Genomic DNA, 15,489 nt, shown 5'->3' with positions numbered 1-15,489 from the left:
CCGCGGCTGCGGCGGTGTGGCTGCCCGCGGCTGCGGCGGTGTGGCTGCCCGCAGCAGCGCAGGTCAGGCCGCGCCGTTCTCCCGGCGGCCGGTGTCCTTGTCGTCGTCGACGATCTCCGCGTCGACGACGCCGTCGTCCTCCTGCGGCGCGGTGGGCTGTCCGGTCCCCCCGGCCGGGGTCTGCGGGGCCTGCTCGTACATCGCCTGGCCCATCTTCTGGCTGACGGTGGCGAGTTTCTCGACGGCGGTGCGCAGTGCGGCCGTGTCGGGGGACTCCTGCTCCAGCAGCCGCTTCACCTCCGTGACGGCCGACTCCACCTCGGTCCTGGTCCCGCCGGGCACCTTGTCGCCGTTGTCCCGCAGGAACCGCTCGGTCTGGTAGACGAGTTGCTCGGCCTGGTTGCGGGTCTCGGCGGCCTCGCGGCGCCTGCGGTCCTCCTCGGCGTACTGTTCGGCGTCGCGCATCATGCGGTCGATGTCGTCCTTGGGCAGGGCCGAGCCGCCGGTGACGGTCATCTTCTGTTCGCGGCCGGTGGCGAGGTCCTTGGCGGAGACGTGCATGATCCCGTTGGCGTCGATGTCGAAGGCCACCTCGATCTGCGGGACGCCGCGCGGGGCCGGGGGCAGGCCGGTGAGGTCGAAGACGCCGAGCTTCTTGTTGTAGGCGGCGATCTCGCGTTCGCCCTGGTAGACCTGGATGCCGACCGAGGGCTGGTTGTCGGTGGCGGTGGTGAAGATCTCCGAACGCCGGGTGGGGATCGTGGTGTTGCGTTCGATCAGCCTGGTCATGATGCCGCCCTTGGTCTCGATGCCGAGGGACAGCGGGGTGACGTCGAGGAGGAGTACGTCCTTGACGTCGCCGCGCAGGACGCCCGCCTGGAGGGCGGCGCCGAGGGCCACGACCTCGTCGGGGTTGACGCCCTTGTGCGGCTCCTTGCCGGTGAGTTCGCGGACCAGGTCGGTGACGGCGGGCATCCGGGTGGAGCCGCCGACCAGGATGACGTGGTCGATGGCGGAGAGCTGCACGCCGGCGTCCTTGACGGCCTGGTGGAAGGGCTTCTTGCAGCGCTCCAGGAGGTCCTCGGTGAGTTCCTGGAACTGGGCGCGGGTGAGCTTCTCGTCGAGGTGCAGGGGCCCTTCGGCGGAGGCGGTGATGTAGGGCAGGTTGACGGTGGTCTCCGACGAGGAGGACAGCTCGATCTTCGCCTTCTCGGCGGCCTCCCGCAGCCGCTGCACGGCCATCTTGTCCTGCGCCAGGTCGACGCCGTACTGCCCCTTGAAGCGCTTGGCGAGGTACTCCACGACGCGCTGGTCCCAGTCGTCGCCGCCGAGGTGGGTGTCGCCGTTGGTGGCCTTCACCTCGATGACGCCCTCGCCCATGTCGAGCAGTGACACGTCGAAGGTGCCGCCGCCCAGGTCGAAGACGAGGACGGTCTGGTCGTTCTCCTTGTCCAGGCCGTACGCCAGGGCCGCCGCCGTCGGCTCGTTGATGATCCTGAGCACCTTCAGTCCGGCGATCTCCCCGGCCTCCTTGGTGGCCTGCCGCTGGGTGTCGTCGAAGTACGCCGGCACGGTGATGACCGCGTCGGTGACGTCCTCGCCGAGGTAGGACTCGGCGTCCCGGCGCAGCTTCTGCAGCACCCGGGCGGACAGTTCCTGCGCCCGGTAGCGGGTGCCGTCGACGGAGCCCTGCCCGGGGAAGCGCCAGTGCGCGTCGCCCATGTGGCGCTTGACCGAGCGGGCGGTGCGTTCGACGTTCGTCACGGCCTGCCGTTTGGCGACCTCGCCGACCAGCACCTCGCCGTTCTTGGCGAAGGCCACGACCGAGGGGGTGGTGCGCGCGCCCTCCGCGTTGGCGATGACGGTGGGCTCACCGCCCTCCAGCACGGCCACCACCGAGTTCGTGGTTCCCAGGTCGATCCCGACCGCACGTCCCATCGCTGTCCCCTTCCGCCAGGGCACCTCTCCGGACTTCCAGCACAAAACTTGAGCGGCCTGTTGTCAATAGTTTGAGCGGGTGGTTGTCAACGAGCGGGGTCCGCGTCCCGCAGGGCCACGGCGCGGCGGGGCCGGTCGGTGATCAGCACGTCCACGCGCGGGTCGCCGAGGAAGCCGCGCAGCGCCGCGTCCTCGTTGACCGTCCACACCATGGTGAACAGTCCGCCCCGCGCCGCCTCGCGCAGTACGGTGGCGCGGGCCAGGCGCCAGTGCGCGGCGACCCCGTGGGCGCCGCAGGCGCGGACGCGGCGCAGGGGCAGCAGCTCGCCGATCCGGGTCCGCACCAGCCGGCCCCGGCGAATGTCCCTGCCGTCCCGGCCGAGGGACAGCACGGTGCGCACCCGTGGACGGACGGCGGTGATGGCGGCGACGGAGCGGTCCTCGAGGCTGGTGGCGACGAATCCGTCCTCGCCCAGCAGGGCGACCGCGCGGTCGATCAGCTCCCGCTCGTGGCCGGTCTCCTTGAGATCCAGATGGGCGACGAGCTTCCCGGCGACCAGCTCCATGACCTCGTCCACGACGGGCACGGGGTATCCGGCGCGCTCGTTCAGCTCGGCGTGGCCGAGCGCGGCCAGCGGCGGGCCGGTGTGCCCCACCCGGGGGTCGTGGTGGACGACGAAGACCCCGTCCGCGGTGCGCCGCACGTCGAACTCGACGTACTCCGCGCCGGACGCGAGCGCGTCCTCGTACGCCTCCCAGGTCGCCGGGGCGGCGCGCTCGGATCCTCCCCGGTGGGCGGAGACGGCGGGGCGTGGCGTCATGGTGGTCGGCTCCGGGAGGGGACGTGCCGCAGGCCGCCCCGGAAGGGAGCGGCCTGCGGTGGTGCGGCGCGGCGAGCGGGTCAGGCGAGCTTCGCCGTCAGGGTGATGTTCGTGCCCTTCAGCGCCTGGCTGACCGGGCAGTTCACCTTGGCGTCCTCGGCGGCGGCGACGAAACCGGCCTCGTCCAGGCCGGGGACGGTGCCCTCGACGGTGAGGTGGATGCCGGTGATGCCCTCACCGGGCACGAAGGTGACGTCGGCAGAGGTGGTCAGCTTGGTCGGCGGGGTGCCGGCCTTGTCGAGGCCGTTGGAGAGGGCCATCGAGAAGCAGCTGGAGTGCGCGGCGGCGATCAGCTCCTCCGGGCTGGTCTTCCCGTTCGCCTCCTCGGCCCGCGACGCCCAGGTGACCGGCTGCTCGGCGATGCTGCCGGAGGAGTCGAAGGCGACGACCCCGCTGCCCTTGAAGAGACTGCCTTCCCAAACGGTGTGTGCGGAGCGCGTGGCTGCCATGACGCATCCTTTCGAAAATGTCCGGCCGTGTGTCCGGCGGTGCTCGGTCCGGGCGCCCGGGTCGCCGGGTGCCCGCCCCCATCCGATCACATCACGGCTCAACTCACCCGGAAGACGGGCCCCCTCGCCGTGAACGGCAGCCGCGCGCCCCGCGGGATCAGATAGGCGTGCTCGCGCCGGACCCGCAGCACGTCGCACCAGCCGTCGGTGATGACCAGGACCGGCGCGGTGGGCGGGAAGTCGTCGGCGCGCTGCAGGAGGTCGATGCCGGGCTGCAGGACGGTGCCGCCCCGGCCGTGCACCCGGACCCGGCCCGCGATCTCGGTGACCGGCAGGTACCCCGCGTCGTGGGCTGCCGCGTCGCAGAACACCACGCGGGCGGCCGGTACGTCGCGGGCCCCGGCGTAGGAGGCGATAGCGCCGAGCGCCTTGCCGAGCAGGACCCGGTCCATGGAGCCGGAGGTGTCCAGGACGACGCCGAAGGTGCAGCGGGCGATCTCCTCGGGCGGGAAGTGGCGTCCCGCGCGGGGGATGTCGGGGGTGGACGCCTGCCGCCGGGAGGGACGCGCGTACGACCGGAGCGGCTCGGGGCGCGGCACGAACTCGTCGAACCAGCGGGCGAGCCGGGCGTCCCAGGGCACCGGCGGGTGGCTGAGCGCGCGGATCTCCTCGACCAGGCCGCCGGGCAGGAAACCGCGCTCCTGCCGGTCGTGCAGGTCCAGGCCCTGGGACAGGCCCCGGCGGTAGAAGCCGTCGAGATCGACGCAGTCCCGGGGCGGACCGAGCGGGGCGCCGAGGACGTCGCCGAGCCCCTTGCCGCGCAGGGTGGCCAGCCGGCGCATCCGCCGGAGGTCGACGGCGATCCGGTCGTAGACCTCCTCGGCGGACAGACCGGCGAGCTCCTTGTCGTACAGCAGGCCCTCGGGCATGGTGCCGACCCGCATCTCCTCCAGCCAGCCGTTGATGACGTAGTCGCAGGCGACGTTGAACAGGTACGGGTCGCGGCCGCCGCAGCGGTCGCCGTGGCGCAGCGCGGCGTGCAGCATCTCGTGCGCGAGGACGAACCGCCATTCCTCGTCGTCGAACCGCCGCAGCGGGTTGACGTAGATCTCGCCGGCCTCGGCGTTGACGGCGGCGACGGAGATGCCGTGGGCGCGGGCGAGTTCGGCGTCGGCGACGAGGGTGATGCCGGAGGCGATCCCGCCGAGCAGGGGGTAGGAGGAGACGAACCAGCTCAGCGCCCGCTCCCAGGGGCGTCGTGGGGCCGGCTCGCCGTCCAGGCTGTCGCGGCGGCCGCCCGCCATGTCCATCGCGGCGGACACGGTGCGGGTGAGGGCGGTGGCGAACGCCAGCTGGTGGTCCGGCGGCTGCCCGTACCAGCCGTGCCACTCCTGGAGGAACAGGTCCGCCTCGCCGGCCGCCGTACCGCAGCGCTCGTACACGGCCGGGACGCCGTCCCGGCGCCAGCGGGCGGCGAGCCGTTCCTCGTCGCCGTCGGGGTAGGCGGCGGGCAGGTGGTCGGGCGCCGTGCCGACGGGGAAGCCGAGCAGGAAGCGGTTGACGACCACGCAGCGGGCGGCGAGCTCGCAGCGGTCCGGCTGCTCGCGCGTTCCCTTGGCGGCCGGGACGTGGCCGAAGCCGAGGTGGAGGACGGCGTGCGCGAGGGCCCACGCCCAGGCGTCCGGGTCGGCCATGCGGTCCGGGTGGGCGTGCAGGACGGCCCCGGAGTCCACGCGGACCAGCCCCTCCCGGGGGGCGAGCTCGCAGTTCTCCCGGCGGCAGACGTCGAACTCGACGGCGGCCAGCGCGGGGTTGGCCCGCACCAGCCGCAGCCCGGCGTCGAACGCCTCCCCCGCGAGGTCGCGCTTCTTCGGCCCCTTCGCCCGGCCGCGGCTCACCGGCGCGCCTCCACCAGCCGGGGCATGTCGCGGGCCGCCTCGACGAGGAACCAGGAGGGCAGGACCGGGTTGCCGTCGCCGTCGGAGGCGATGACGGTCTGGGCGACCTCGACGGAGATCTCGGCGAGCTGCACCAGCAGCGACTTGGCGCGGTACGCGGTCTGGCGGCCGTTCGCCGACATGTGCTCCTTGGTCGCCGGGAGTTCCTTGACGAGGCGTCCGCGGAACGACTCGGCGAGGTAGTAGAGCAGGTCGCGGTCCTCCGGGCGGTGCGGCCAGCGGGCCTCGCCCTTGATGACGGCGTCGATGCCGAAGCGGCTGCGCACGATCTTGACGTAGCCGCAGAAGGCGGTGGCGTGCGCGGGGGTGAGCGTGCCGTGCGCGAGGACCTTCAGGGTGTCCTCGTCGAGGTCGCGGCCGAAGGAGTGCAGCGCGTCGGAGAGCATGTGCCAGGAGCGGGGGGTGGAGAACGGCTCCTCGGTCTTCGGCGGCTTGGACCACAGGTGGTCGGGGCGGTCGGTGAGGTGGTCGGTGATCCACGGGTGGATGCCGTTGTTCCCCGCCCAGACCAGCCAGTCCTTCGGGGACGCCGCCAGGTGGACGTGGGTGAGGCGGTTGACGAGCGCGGAGGCGATGGGGCGGGCGAGCGCGTTGTCGGTGGCGCGGTTGCCGGCGCCGATGACGATGGAGCCCTTGGGCAGCTCGTAGTCGCCGATGCGGCGGTCCAGGATCAGCGAGTAGAACGCCTTCTGCACGTCCGGGGTGGCCGCGTTGAGCTCGTCCAGGAACAGGCAGTACGGCTCGTCGCGGGCGATCGCCTCCGGCGGGCAGAACACCGAGCGGCCGTCGCGGATCTGCGGGACGCCGATCAGGTCCTCGGGGGCGAGCTGGGTGCCCAGCAGGCTCACGCACTCCAGCCCCAGTGACTCGGCGAACTCCCTGACCAGGGAGGACTTTCCGATGCCGGGCGCGCCCCAGAGGAACACCGGCCGCACGGTCGCGAGACCGAGCAGCAGCTCCGGGATGCGGGCGGGGGTGACGGTGACGGCTGCCTGCACGCAGCGGCTCCAGGGGTGTGCGGAAGGGGTGGACACGCCCAGTGTGGGCCGCGGTGATCGCTCACGCAGCCGAATTTCCGGCGTCCGACGGTGCGGTCAGGCCGCGCGCTCCCGGTCCGGCTCCGTCGGCAGGTCCGTCTCGTCCGACTCGGTCAGCCAGCGGCGCAGTACCTGGTGGATCCGCTCGGCACCGGCGAGTTCCATGCCGTCGGCGACCGGTGCCGACAGCGCGAGCGGGGAGAGCAGGAAGGGGCGGGACTGGGCGCCGCCGAGGCCGCCGTGGGAGCCGATCTGCTCCTCGAAGGCGAGGACCTCTCCGTCGGCGGGGTCGTGGAAGGAGTTGACCATGATGTCGGCGGTGTGCGGGAAGGTGTGGGTGCGGCGCACGGCGTCGGCGGCGCCGGGGCCGAACGCGGCCAGCGGGCCGGGGTTGTCGTCCAGCTCGTCCAGCGGGATCTGAGCGCCGTACGCGCCGAGGACGACCCCGCCGTGGCGTTCGCTGCGGACCAGGAGGAAGCCGATGCCGGGGTGGTTGGCGAGGGTCGGCAGCAGCGCGGGGTGGCGGGCGTCGATCTCCTCCTTGGTCATCCGGTGCGGCACGTCCGGGAACGAGACCAGGCCCAGGTTGCCGGAGGCGAGCACGACGGGTTCGGAACCGCGGGAGGGGCGGTAGTGCTCGGCGCCCTCCTCCACGGGCCGGCGCAGCGCCGCCCGGACGGCCGCGCGGGCCTCCGCGCCGCTGTGGGTGTGCCGGGCCCGGCGCGGCACGGGCAGCCCGCAGCCGGCCCGCACCAGGTCGCCGAGGGTGAGGCCGTAGCGGGAGCGGAAGGTCTCGCCGGGGCTCTGCCCGTGGTCGGAGAGGACGACGATCCGGTACGGGCGGGGGGCGTGCTCGGCGACGTTCTCGATCAGGGCGAGGGCGCGGTCGAGGCGCTGGAGGACCTTCTCGGTGTCCCGGCTCGCGGGCCCGGAGTGGTGGGCGACCTCGTCGTAGGCCACCAGGTCCGCGTAGACGGCGGTGCGGCCGGCCAGCAGGTCGCCCGTCACGGCGGCCACCACGACGTCCCGCTCGACGACGGTCGCGAAGGCCCGTACGAACGGGTAGAGCCCGCCGCGCGAGACGCGCGGGCGCTGCTTGCGCAGCCGGGCCCGGGTGGACTGGCCGATCTCCCGGCCCACCTCGGCGACGAAGGACAGCGCGGTGCGCACGGCGTTGGCGGGGTCGGAGAAGTACGCGAAGTAGCCCGCGCGGGAGCGGGCCGCCGGGCCGCGCCGGCGGGTGGCGATGGAGAGCACCAGGGCCTGTTCGTCGGCGCCGCCGCTGAAGAGGTTGCCGCGGCTGGCGCCGTCGTGGGCCAGCAGTCCGGCGTGGCCGGAGTACTCGATGGCGCGGGCCTGGAGTTCGGCGGCGCTGGTGGGCCGGTTGCAGACCATGACCTCGCGGCGGGCCTTCTCGTACCAGCGGAAGGCGGGGACGTCGTGGTTGCTGCCGTGCAGGATGCCGAGCTGGCTGGCGCCGGTCTGGCTGGACCAGTCGGTGCGCCAGGGGGTGAGGCGGTGGGAGGGGCGGTCGCCGCCGTTGCCGGTGCCGAGCCAGCGGGCGACGGTGGGCATCAGTCCCTTGTCGACGGCGGCCAGCAGCACGTCGTGGCCGACGCCGTCGAGCTGCAGGAAGACGGTGCCGGGGGTGGTGGGGCAGGGCGGGGCGGAGCCCCGTCTGCGGTCGGCGAGGCGGTAGAGGCGGCGGCGGTAGGCGTCGTCGTCGCGCACGGCGAGGGCGGCGCCGGTGGCGGAGGCGACGGCGGACATCACCGCCGCGACCACCACGGCCGTCTCCGGGGCGGCGGCGCCCCGTTCGACGGGGTTGACCCGCAGGGCCAGCCAGAGCAGGGCCCCGTTGAGGAAGAACACCAGCAGGCCGAGGACGAGCGCCGGCACGAGCAGCAGCAGGCGTACCAGCAGCGGCCAGACCAGGGCGGAGAGCAGGCCGAAGGCGCCGGCGCCGAGGGCGGCGGTGACCGCGATGTCCGTGGCGCTGTCGCCGTCGGCCGAGCGCAGCCGGAAGTCGGGCAGGAGGCCGGCGAGCAGCAGCATGGTGAGCGTGGAGACCGCCCACACGGCGACACTCCGCCCGATCTGACTGGCGACCCGTCGCCACCGCTCGCCACCCACGCCCCGCACACCTCACGTCCCGGCCGACCTGGCCCGTCCCCACCCTGTCACAACGGCCGGACGAGGCGTTCCGTCCCCGGTCGCGCGGGCCGCCGGCGGCTCGACGGCCGCCGTACCCGGCCGTCGGCGGCGACGGCCGCCGGTGCACCCGGGCCTTCACCGCCGCGTCGTACGGCGGTTCGGCCCGGCCGGCCGTCTCCACACGCGCCCCGCGCCGCGCGCACTCCTGCGCGTAGGCTTCGGGGATTCGGGGATTCGGGGAGTCGAACGAGGGAGGCGCAGAGGTGCCGGTGGAGGTCACGTGGTGGGGTCACGCCACCTGCACGGTCGAGGACTCGCGCATGCGGGTGCTCACCGACCCCCTGTTCGCCCGCCGGCTCGCACACCTGCGGCGCCGACGCGGCGCGGTGCCGCCGGCCGAGGCCCGGCACGCGGACGTGGCCCTGGTCTCCCACCTGCACGCCGACCATCTGCACGTGCCGTCGCTGGCCCGGCTCGCGCCGGGTACGCGCCTGCTCGTGCCCCGGGGCGCACGGCGCGCGGTGCCGGGGCTGCGCCGGCTCACGCATCTCGGCGTGAGCGAGGTGGCGCCCGGTGATGTGACGACGGTCGGCGGACTGGTCGTCCGGGCCGTGCCCGCGCGGCACGACGGGCGGCGGCTGCCGGTCGGGCCGCACCGCTCCCCCGCCCTCGGCTACGTCCTGGAGGGCGAGGCGCGGACGTACTTCGCCGGGGACACCGGCCTGTTCGACGAGATGGCCAAGGAGGTCGGGCCGGTCGACGTGGCGCTGCTCCCGGTGGGCGGCTGGGGGCCTTACCTGGGCGAGGGCCATCTGGACGCGGGACGCGCGGCCGAGGCGCTGGCCCGGCTGGGGGCGTCCAGCGCGGTGCCGGTGCACTACGGCACGTACTGGCCGATCGGGATGGACGCCGTGCGCCCGCACGAGTTCCACGCGCCGGGGCACGAGTTCGAGCGGCAGGCCGCCCGGCACGCGCCCGGCGCGTCGGTGCACCGGCTGGGGCACGGGGAGCGCGTGCGCCTGGAGGCCGCGCGGTGATCCTTCCCGCCGTCCCTGGCCAGGCGGCCGGTGCGTCACCGGCGTCGGTGGCCGCGCCCGCGGCCCTGCCCGCCGTGGCGCCCGAGTTCACCCAGCAGGCCGTCGGCTACCCCTCGCTGTTCCTGCTGGTGCTGATCGGGGCGCTGGTGCCGGTGGTGCCGACGGGCGCGCTGGTCAGTTCGGCGGCCGTGGTCGCCTTCCACCGGGCGGCACCGTTCTCGATGGCGCTGGTGTTCGTGACGGCGTCGCTGGCGGCGTTCCTCGGGGACGTGGCGCTGTACTGGCTGGGGCGGCGCGGGATGAGGTCGAAGAACGGCTCCCGCTGGCTGGAGGCGATCCGGGAACGCGCCCCGGAGGACCGGCTGGCGCAGGCGCAGCACAAGCTCGCCGACCACGGGGTGGCGGTGCTGGTGCTGTCCCGGCTGATCCCGGCCGGGCGGCTGCCGGTGATGCTGGCCTGTCTGGTCGCTAAGTGGCCGGTGCGGCGCTTCGTGCGGGGCAATCTGCCGGCCTGTCTGGCCTGGGCGGCGACGTACCAGCTGATCGGTGTCCTCGGCGGTTCGCTGTTCGCCGAGCCGTGGCAGGGCGTGCTGGCGGCGATCGTGCTGACGGTGCTGATCAGCGTGGCCCCGGGCCTGTGGCGGCGGATGCGGGGGACGGCGGCGGGGTGAGGTGCGGGGCGGCGGCCGGATCACCGGACTCCCGGGCGCCGGACTCCGGGGCGGCCGTTCCCGTGGTCGGCCCGGGGCGCCGCGTCATCGAGGGGACTCCTGTCGCCGGGCGTCGTCACGGAGATCGTCGAGGACCGTCGTCAGCCGGGCCAACGCGCTTCGCACCTGCGGCAGTTCCAGGGGCGCGGGTGAACTCAGGCCTTCCGCACGCAGTTCGGCGGTGTCGCCCAGCAGCGGTGCGGTGGACAGCCGTACGCGCGGTGCCTCGAGATCGTCGCCGAAGCGGTGGCCGCCCGGTGCGGGCATGCCGAGCCGGGCGGTGAGGAAGTCCTCCAGTTCCTGGGCGTCACCGACGCCGTGCGCGCCGAGCGCGGGGGCCAGGGGGGTGAGGTCGACGTACAGGTGCCGGCCGCAGCAGGGGGGCCGGGCGAGGGCGCCCGCGGCGACGACGGCCCGGTGCGCGGCGGCGGCCACGCGCGCGTGCAGGCGCACGGCGTCGGCGACGCGCGCGGTGACCGGTCCGGGCTCGGACAGGGCGTACACCGCCGCGGCGGCGACGGGTGCGGCGACGCGCGCGTCGAGCGCGGTGAGCACGTCGAGCACGCGCGCGTGGAGCGCGTTCCCGTCCTCGCCCGCCGGGAAGCGCGCCACCGCCGCCGGCCAGCCCGGCGGGAGCAGGGCCCCGGCCAGGTCGGTGACGACGGTGACCCGGTCGGGCAGCATCTCGGCGGGGCTGAGCAGCACGGTGCCGTGCGGGTCGTGCAGGGTGTCGCGCCAGGTCTCGTCGCTGACCAGGTGCAGCCCCTCGGCGACGGCGGCCTCCAGGGTCTCGTGCAGCAGTTCGGGCGGGGTGACGCCGGCGGTGGGGTCGTCGGCGACGGAGAGCACCAGCAGGCGCGGGTCACCGCCCTCGGCCCGCAGCCGGCGCACGGTCTCCAGCAGGGCGTACGGGTCGGGGACGCCGCCGCTCTCGGCCGGGGTCGGCACGTGGAAGGCGGGGCGGCCGAGCAGGCGGGCGTAGGGGGCCCACCAGGCGGCACAGGGCCGGGGCACCAGCACGTCGCCGCCGAGGGCGGCGGTCAGCGCCACCAGCAGGGCGGGGGCGCCGGGGGCGACGGCCACCCGGTCGGGGGCGGCGGGCAGTCCGCGCCGGTCGCCGTAGCCGCAGGCCGCGTCCAGCAGGGCGGGCCCGCCGCCGACCGGTTCGGCGTCGGCGCGGGAGGCCGCGGCGGCGAGTACCGCGGACAGCTCGGGCAGGACGGGCAGCCCGTCCTCGGGGAGCGCCGGCCCGAACCGGACGGGGCCGTGACCTTCCGGGTCCGTCCGCCGCATCCCTACCTCCGCGCAGTTCCCCGGCGTCGTGCCCGGCGCCGCCGACTCGTGCTCCAGGTCCTGTCGTCACGCCCCCGCCGTCCGTGCGCAGGCGGGCCCGGTGGCGTACGGGAACGTGGCGACAGGACCCAAGCAAGTCAGTACCCAGCGTGCCGCGCGCCATGGGTGCCGGGGTGGGGGGCGCTGTTCACGGCGTGGGCGGCGGACGTCAGCCGTCCGCACGGGTGGTCCGGTCCCGGTACACGCGGTGCGCGGCGGCGCCGAACGCGCCCGCGATCAGCAGCCCGCCGACGGCCAGCGCGGGCACGGAGTCGGTGAAGGCGCCGCCTCCACCGGCGTGGACGCCCTGACGCGCGGGGGTGTCGGCGCAGGGGGTGGCCTTCGACTCGGTGGGCTCCGGGTCCGGGGTCCTGGATTCGGTGGGCCCGGGTTCGGTGGGCTTGGATCCTGTGGGCTCGGGTTTCAGGGCCTTCGGTTCGACGGCCCCGGGTCCGGCGGGGGCGCTTCCCCCGGGGGCGGGGATCTCCGCCTCGGGACCGAGTTCGGCGTCGAGTCCGGCATCGGGTTCGGCGTCCGGGTCGGCGTCGAGTCCGGTATCGAATTCGGCGTCCGGGCCGGCGTCGGGTCCGGTATCGAATTCGGCGTCCAGGTCGTCCAGGTCGTCCAGGGCCGTGCTCTTCGGTACGGCCGCCTGGGGCCCGGCGGGTCCGAGGGCATCCGGTTCCCACTCGTGTTCCCCCGGTTCCGGGCAGGGCGAGTGGGAGGCGGAGCCCCAGGAGGCCCCGTCGTCCGGAGCGGTGCCCGCGAACGCGGCCGGTACGAGCGCCGCGAGGGCGGCACCGGTGGCGGCGGCGAGGGACAGGGAACGGGCGGTGCGGCGCATGGTGCGGGCTCCTTCGAGCGACGGCGGGGGCACGGCGTGCGGGCACGCCCCACATCCATCACAGCCCCGTCACCGCCGCACCGCTCGCCGCCGGACACCATTGGCGGGACCGGACTGACCCGCGTGGGTGAAGGGCCGCTACGTCTCGTCGGCGTCCCCCATGACCTGCTCCCGCACCCGGCCGCAGCAGCGGCTGATCAGACGGGAGACGTGCATCTGCGAGATGCCCAGCTCCTCGGCGATACTGCTCTGCGTCATGTCGTCGAAGAACCGCATGTAGAGGATGGCCCGCTCCCGCTCGGGCAGCGCCGCCAGCCGTTCCTTGACGGCCTCGCGGTCGACCACGGTGTCCAGCGCCGGGTCGGGCGCCCCGAGCGCGTCGGCGAGCGAGTAGCCGTCGTCGCTGCCGGGCAGCTCGGCGTCCAGGGACAGCGCGGTGAAGCTCTCCAGCGCCTCCTGTCCGGTACGGACGTCCTCCTCGCTCAGATCGGTGTGCTCCGCGATCTCCGCCACGGTCGGCCGGCGGCCCGGGACGGTCTGGGACAGGTCCTGGGAGGCGTACCGGACGCGGTTGCGCAGGTCCTGGACCCGGCGCGGTACGTGCAGGGTCCACAGGTGGTCGCGGAAGTGCCGTTTGATCTCGCCGGTGACGGTCGGCACGGCGTAGCTCTCGAACGCGTTGCCGAGCTCGGGGTCGTACCGGTCGACGGCCTTGACCAGGCCGAGCGCGGCGACCTGGCGCAGGTCGTCTAAGCTCTCGCCGCGGCTGCGGAAGCGTCCGGCGAGGCGGTCGGCCATGGGCAGCCAGGCCTCGACGATCCCGTCACGGAGTGCTTCGCGCTCCGGGCCCGGGGGCAGTACGGCGAGCCTGCGGAAGGCGTCCGCGGTGTCGGGGGCGTCGTCGTGCGGGTGTTTCGCGCTCGCTCGGGTCGGCATGGTGCGTCGCAGCTCCCTCGGGGGGTGCTCGGGGACGGACGGTCACCGTGGCGAGCGCGTCGGCCGGGGGACAGGCGCGCCCGGAGTGGCGCGACACCGCCTCCACGGACGTGCCTCCTGTCCGAAGCACTGGACCTGCGCCTGCCCCCGCTTCACCGCCCCAAACCCCCCAGCCGGGCTTCGGCCGGGTCGGCCTCGGGCGGTGCGGACGGCAGCACGAACTCCTCGTAGCGGCCCAGCATCAGGAGCACGCCGAGCATGAGGGGCGGGATGAGCACGGCGAGCACCGCCATGGCCTGTCCTTTCCAGGAGGCGCGTGGGGGGCGTGGGGGTGCGGGTCTCCCGCCCTCCGGCGGCCAAACCCCGGGGCGTGACGATCCGGCACCCGAACTCCCGTGTCGCCCTCCGCTCCTCGGGTACGCGGTGCGCACCCCGAAGGATCTGGAGGGAGACATGCAGCGAGGCAGCGACCGGCTCAGCGTCCACCGCGACGACGAGATGAAGCACGAACTGCAGGGTCTGCTGCGGTCCGGGCACCCCACCCGTACCGAGGAGTGGCACGACCCGGAGCCGTTCGCCGACGACGACCCCGAGGTCGCGTACGGCCCGGTGACGCCGGGCCGCGGCCCGACGTCACTGGAGTCGGTGCGGCTGGAACTGGCCAGGATCCTGGGCCGCGGGGCGTTCCCCGCGGGCCCGCGCGAGCTGATGCGCGCCCTGGACCGGCGCTACGCGCCCGACACGCTCATCGAGGCGTTGGAGCGGCTGCCGCGCCAGGCCCGCTACAACAGCGTCCAGGAGCTGGCCGAGGCGCTGACCCGGTCCCGGGAGACGGAGACCGCGTAACCGGTCCGCCGGGGCACCGCGGCCGGCCGCGGTGCCCCGGCGGCCGGGACCGGAGGGAGGCCTCGGTCATGGCCGAGTTCGTCAAGGACGTGATGACTCCGGGCGTGGTCGCCGTGCGCCCGGAAGCCTCGATCGTCGAGGCGGCGCAGCTGATGCGCACCCAGCACATCGGCGACGTGGTGGTGGCCGACGGACAGCGGGTCGTCGGCGTGCTCACCGACCGCGACATCACGGTCCGCGCGGTCGCCCGGGGCGCGGATCCGCTCGAGGTGAGCGTGGAGTCGGTGTGCACACCGGACCCGTTGACGCTCGCCCCGGACGATCCGGTGTCCTCGGCCGTCGCCCTGATGCGCGAGCACGCGATACGCCGGATTCCGGTGGTCGAGGGCGGTCTTCCGGTCGGGCTGGTGAGTCTCGGCGATCTGGCCGAGGCACGGGAACCCGGCTCGGCGCTGGCCGACATCAGCCGTGCGGAGCCGGACAGTAGCAGGTGAACGAAGGGACGTAGTGCCATCATGCGAATCGCATTCCTGACCGCGCCCGAGGGCGTCGAGCAGGTGGAACTGACCGAGCCGTGGCAGGCGGCCGTGGACGCCGGTCACGAAGCGGTGCTCGTGTCGACGGGCCCGGGGAAGATCCAGGCGTTCAACCATCTCGACAAGGCGGACACCTTCCCCGTGCAGGAGGTCGTCGGCGAGACGTCGGCGGACTCCTTCGGCGGGCTGGTGCTGCCGGGCGGGGTGGCCAACCCGGACTTCCTGCGCATGGACGACAAGGCCGTCGCGTTCGTGCGGGACTTCTTCGAACAGGGCCGGCCGGTCGCCGCGATCTGCCACGCCCCCTGGACCCTGGTCGAGGCCGACGTCGTCCGGGGCCGGGTGCTGACCAGCTGGCCCAGCCTGCGGACCGACCTCCGCAACGCCGGCGCCACCTGGGTCGACGAGCAGGTGAAGGTGTGTGACCACGGGCCGAACAAACTGGTCACCAGCCGCAAGCCGGACGACCTCAAGGCGTTCTGCGAGACCTACCTCGAGGTGTTCGGGGCGGAGACGGCCCCGTAGGCCGGGGACCGGTCAGGTGCCCGGGGTCGTGGGTGTCGTGGTGTCCGCGGCACCCCGCTCCCGGGCACCTTCGCGGGTGCGGCCCGCGGCCACCGGGCGGCGCGGATTGCGGCGCAGGTACTCGCCCTCGAGCTGCGCCATCCGCTCGTTGTGGGCGCGCAGCGCGTCGTTGGAGCCGTACAGCAGTGTGTCGTGCCGCGTGCGGTGGATGGTCTCCAGCTCCTTCATGAGCTGCTGGTCGTCCAGGCGGTCCGGCTCGACTCCGGTCCTCGTGGTGCCCCGCTCGTCGTGTGCGTTCATGTGGTC

Annotated in this window: 16 protein-coding genes; 5 read left to right on the top strand and 11 right to left on the bottom strand. The window is 74.3% G+C overall.

Annotated elements, in window-relative coordinates; genetic code table 11:
- Nucleotides 1-63: 63 nt before the first annotated feature.
- The 6 genes from dnaK to AB0A94_RS08385 all read right to left on the bottom strand — a co-directional run bounded on the left by dnaK (nucleotide 64) and on the right by AB0A94_RS08385 (nucleotide 8,405).
- Nucleotides 64-1,938, bottom strand: coding sequence for a molecular chaperone DnaK (gene dnaK, locus AB0A94_RS08410; RefSeq protein ID WP_361740755.1), 1,875 nt, complete (start codon nucleotides 1,936-1,938; stop codon nucleotides 64-66).
- An 86-nt stretch (nucleotides 1,939-2,024) separates the two neighbouring features.
- Nucleotides 2,025-2,759 (bottom strand): glycerophosphodiester phosphodiesterase family protein, encoded by a 735-nt coding sequence (locus AB0A94_RS08405; RefSeq protein ID WP_361740752.1) that lies wholly within the window; start codon nucleotides 2,757-2,759, stop codon nucleotides 2,025-2,027.
- An 80-nt stretch (nucleotides 2,760-2,839) separates the two neighbouring features.
- On the bottom strand, nucleotides 2,840-3,268 hold the full coding sequence (locus AB0A94_RS08400; RefSeq protein ID WP_030856337.1) for an OsmC family protein: 429 nt from the start codon (nucleotides 3,266-3,268) through the stop codon (nucleotides 2,840-2,842).
- 98 nt (nucleotides 3,269-3,366) lie between these two features.
- Entirely contained in the window at nucleotides 3,367-5,166 is a 1,800-nt protein-coding gene (locus tag AB0A94_RS08395) for a hypothetical protein (RefSeq protein WP_361740749.1), read from the bottom strand.
- Nucleotides 5,163-6,224: a MoxR family ATPase gene (locus tag AB0A94_RS08390; RefSeq protein ID WP_361740746.1), complete on the bottom strand. Its 1,062-nt coding sequence runs from the start codon at nucleotides 6,222-6,224 to the stop codon at nucleotides 5,163-5,165. Before AB0A94_RS08390 ends, AB0A94_RS08395 begins: the two co-directional genes overlap by 4 nt.
- Before the next feature lie 96 nt (nucleotides 6,225-6,320).
- Entirely contained in the window at nucleotides 6,321-8,405 is a 2,085-nt protein-coding gene (locus AB0A94_RS08385; RefSeq protein WP_361740743.1) for a phage holin family protein, read from the bottom strand.
- A 275-nt stretch (nucleotides 8,406-8,680) separates the two neighbouring features.
- Between AB0A94_RS08385 and AB0A94_RS08380 the strand changes: the two genes are divergently transcribed.
- On the top strand, nucleotides 8,681-9,454 hold the full coding sequence (locus AB0A94_RS08380) for an MBL fold metallo-hydrolase (RefSeq protein WP_361740740.1): 774 nt from the start codon (nucleotides 8,681-8,683) through the stop codon (nucleotides 9,452-9,454).
- 47 nt (nucleotides 9,455-9,501) lie between these two features.
- The gene (locus AB0A94_RS08375) at nucleotides 9,502-10,125 is read left to right on the top strand and encodes a VTT domain-containing protein (protein WP_361741321.1); all 624 of its coding nucleotides are present in this window, start codon (nucleotides 9,502-9,504) and stop codon (nucleotides 10,123-10,125) included.
- A gap of 84 nt (nucleotides 10,126-10,209) precedes the next feature.
- On the opposite strand, the gene AB0A94_RS08370 is transcribed toward AB0A94_RS08375, so the two are convergent.
- The 4 genes from AB0A94_RS08370 to AB0A94_RS08355 all read right to left on the bottom strand — a co-directional run bounded on the left by AB0A94_RS08370 (nucleotide 10,210) and on the right by AB0A94_RS08355 (nucleotide 13,569).
- A complete protein-coding gene (locus AB0A94_RS08370; protein ID WP_361740737.1) occupies nucleotides 10,210-11,457 on the bottom strand; it encodes an aminotransferase class I/II-fold pyridoxal phosphate-dependent enzyme in 1,248 nt (415 codons plus the stop codon).
- Nucleotides 11,458-11,665: 208 nt separating this feature from the next.
- Entirely contained in the window at nucleotides 11,666-12,340 is a 675-nt protein-coding gene (locus AB0A94_RS08365; protein WP_361740734.1) for a hypothetical protein, read from the bottom strand.
- Between the two features lie 138 nt (nucleotides 12,341-12,478).
- Entirely contained in the window at nucleotides 12,479-13,276 is a 798-nt protein-coding gene (locus AB0A94_RS08360; RefSeq protein WP_361740732.1) for an RNA polymerase sigma factor SigF, read from the bottom strand.
- A gap of 152 nt (nucleotides 13,277-13,428) precedes the next feature.
- Complete coding sequence (locus AB0A94_RS08355; RefSeq protein ID WP_361740729.1) at nucleotides 13,429-13,569, bottom strand: hypothetical protein; 141 nt, start codon at nucleotides 13,567-13,569, stop codon at nucleotides 13,429-13,431.
- Between the two features lie 160 nt (nucleotides 13,570-13,729).
- On the opposite strand from AB0A94_RS08355, the gene AB0A94_RS08350 reads away from it, so the two are divergent.
- The 3 genes from AB0A94_RS08350 to AB0A94_RS08340 all read left to right on the top strand — a co-directional run bounded on the left by AB0A94_RS08350 (nucleotide 13,730) and on the right by AB0A94_RS08340 (nucleotide 15,183).
- A complete protein-coding gene (locus tag AB0A94_RS08350) occupies nucleotides 13,730-14,122 on the top strand; it encodes a DUF2795 domain-containing protein (protein WP_361740726.1) in 393 nt (130 codons plus the stop codon).
- Between the two features lie 68 nt (nucleotides 14,123-14,190).
- Nucleotides 14,191-14,616 carry a CBS domain-containing protein gene (locus tag AB0A94_RS08345; protein WP_361740723.1) on the top strand — a complete coding sequence of 142 codons (426 nt, stop codon included), beginning with the start codon at nucleotides 14,191-14,193 and terminating at the stop codon, nucleotides 14,614-14,616.
- Between the two features lie 21 nt (nucleotides 14,617-14,637).
- A complete protein-coding gene (locus tag AB0A94_RS08340) occupies nucleotides 14,638-15,183 on the top strand; it encodes a type 1 glutamine amidotransferase domain-containing protein (protein WP_361740720.1) in 546 nt (181 codons plus the stop codon).
- 12 nt (nucleotides 15,184-15,195) lie between these two features.
- Here the strand turns inward: AB0A94_RS08340 and AB0A94_RS08335 are convergent, their stop codons facing one another.
- The gene (locus tag AB0A94_RS08335) at nucleotides 15,196-15,483 is read right to left on the bottom strand and encodes a DUF6158 family protein (protein ID WP_361740717.1); all 288 of its coding nucleotides are present in this window, start codon (nucleotides 15,481-15,483) and stop codon (nucleotides 15,196-15,198) included.
- Between the last annotated feature and the right edge of the window lie 6 nt (nucleotides 15,484-15,489).

It is taken from the genome of Streptomyces sp. NPDC044984, from assembly GCF_040646935.1.
In the GTDB taxonomy this organism is placed as follows: Bacteria; Actinomycetota; Actinomycetes; order Streptomycetales; family Streptomycetaceae; genus Streptomyces.
This window is presented reverse-complemented; position numbering and strand designations above follow the sequence as displayed.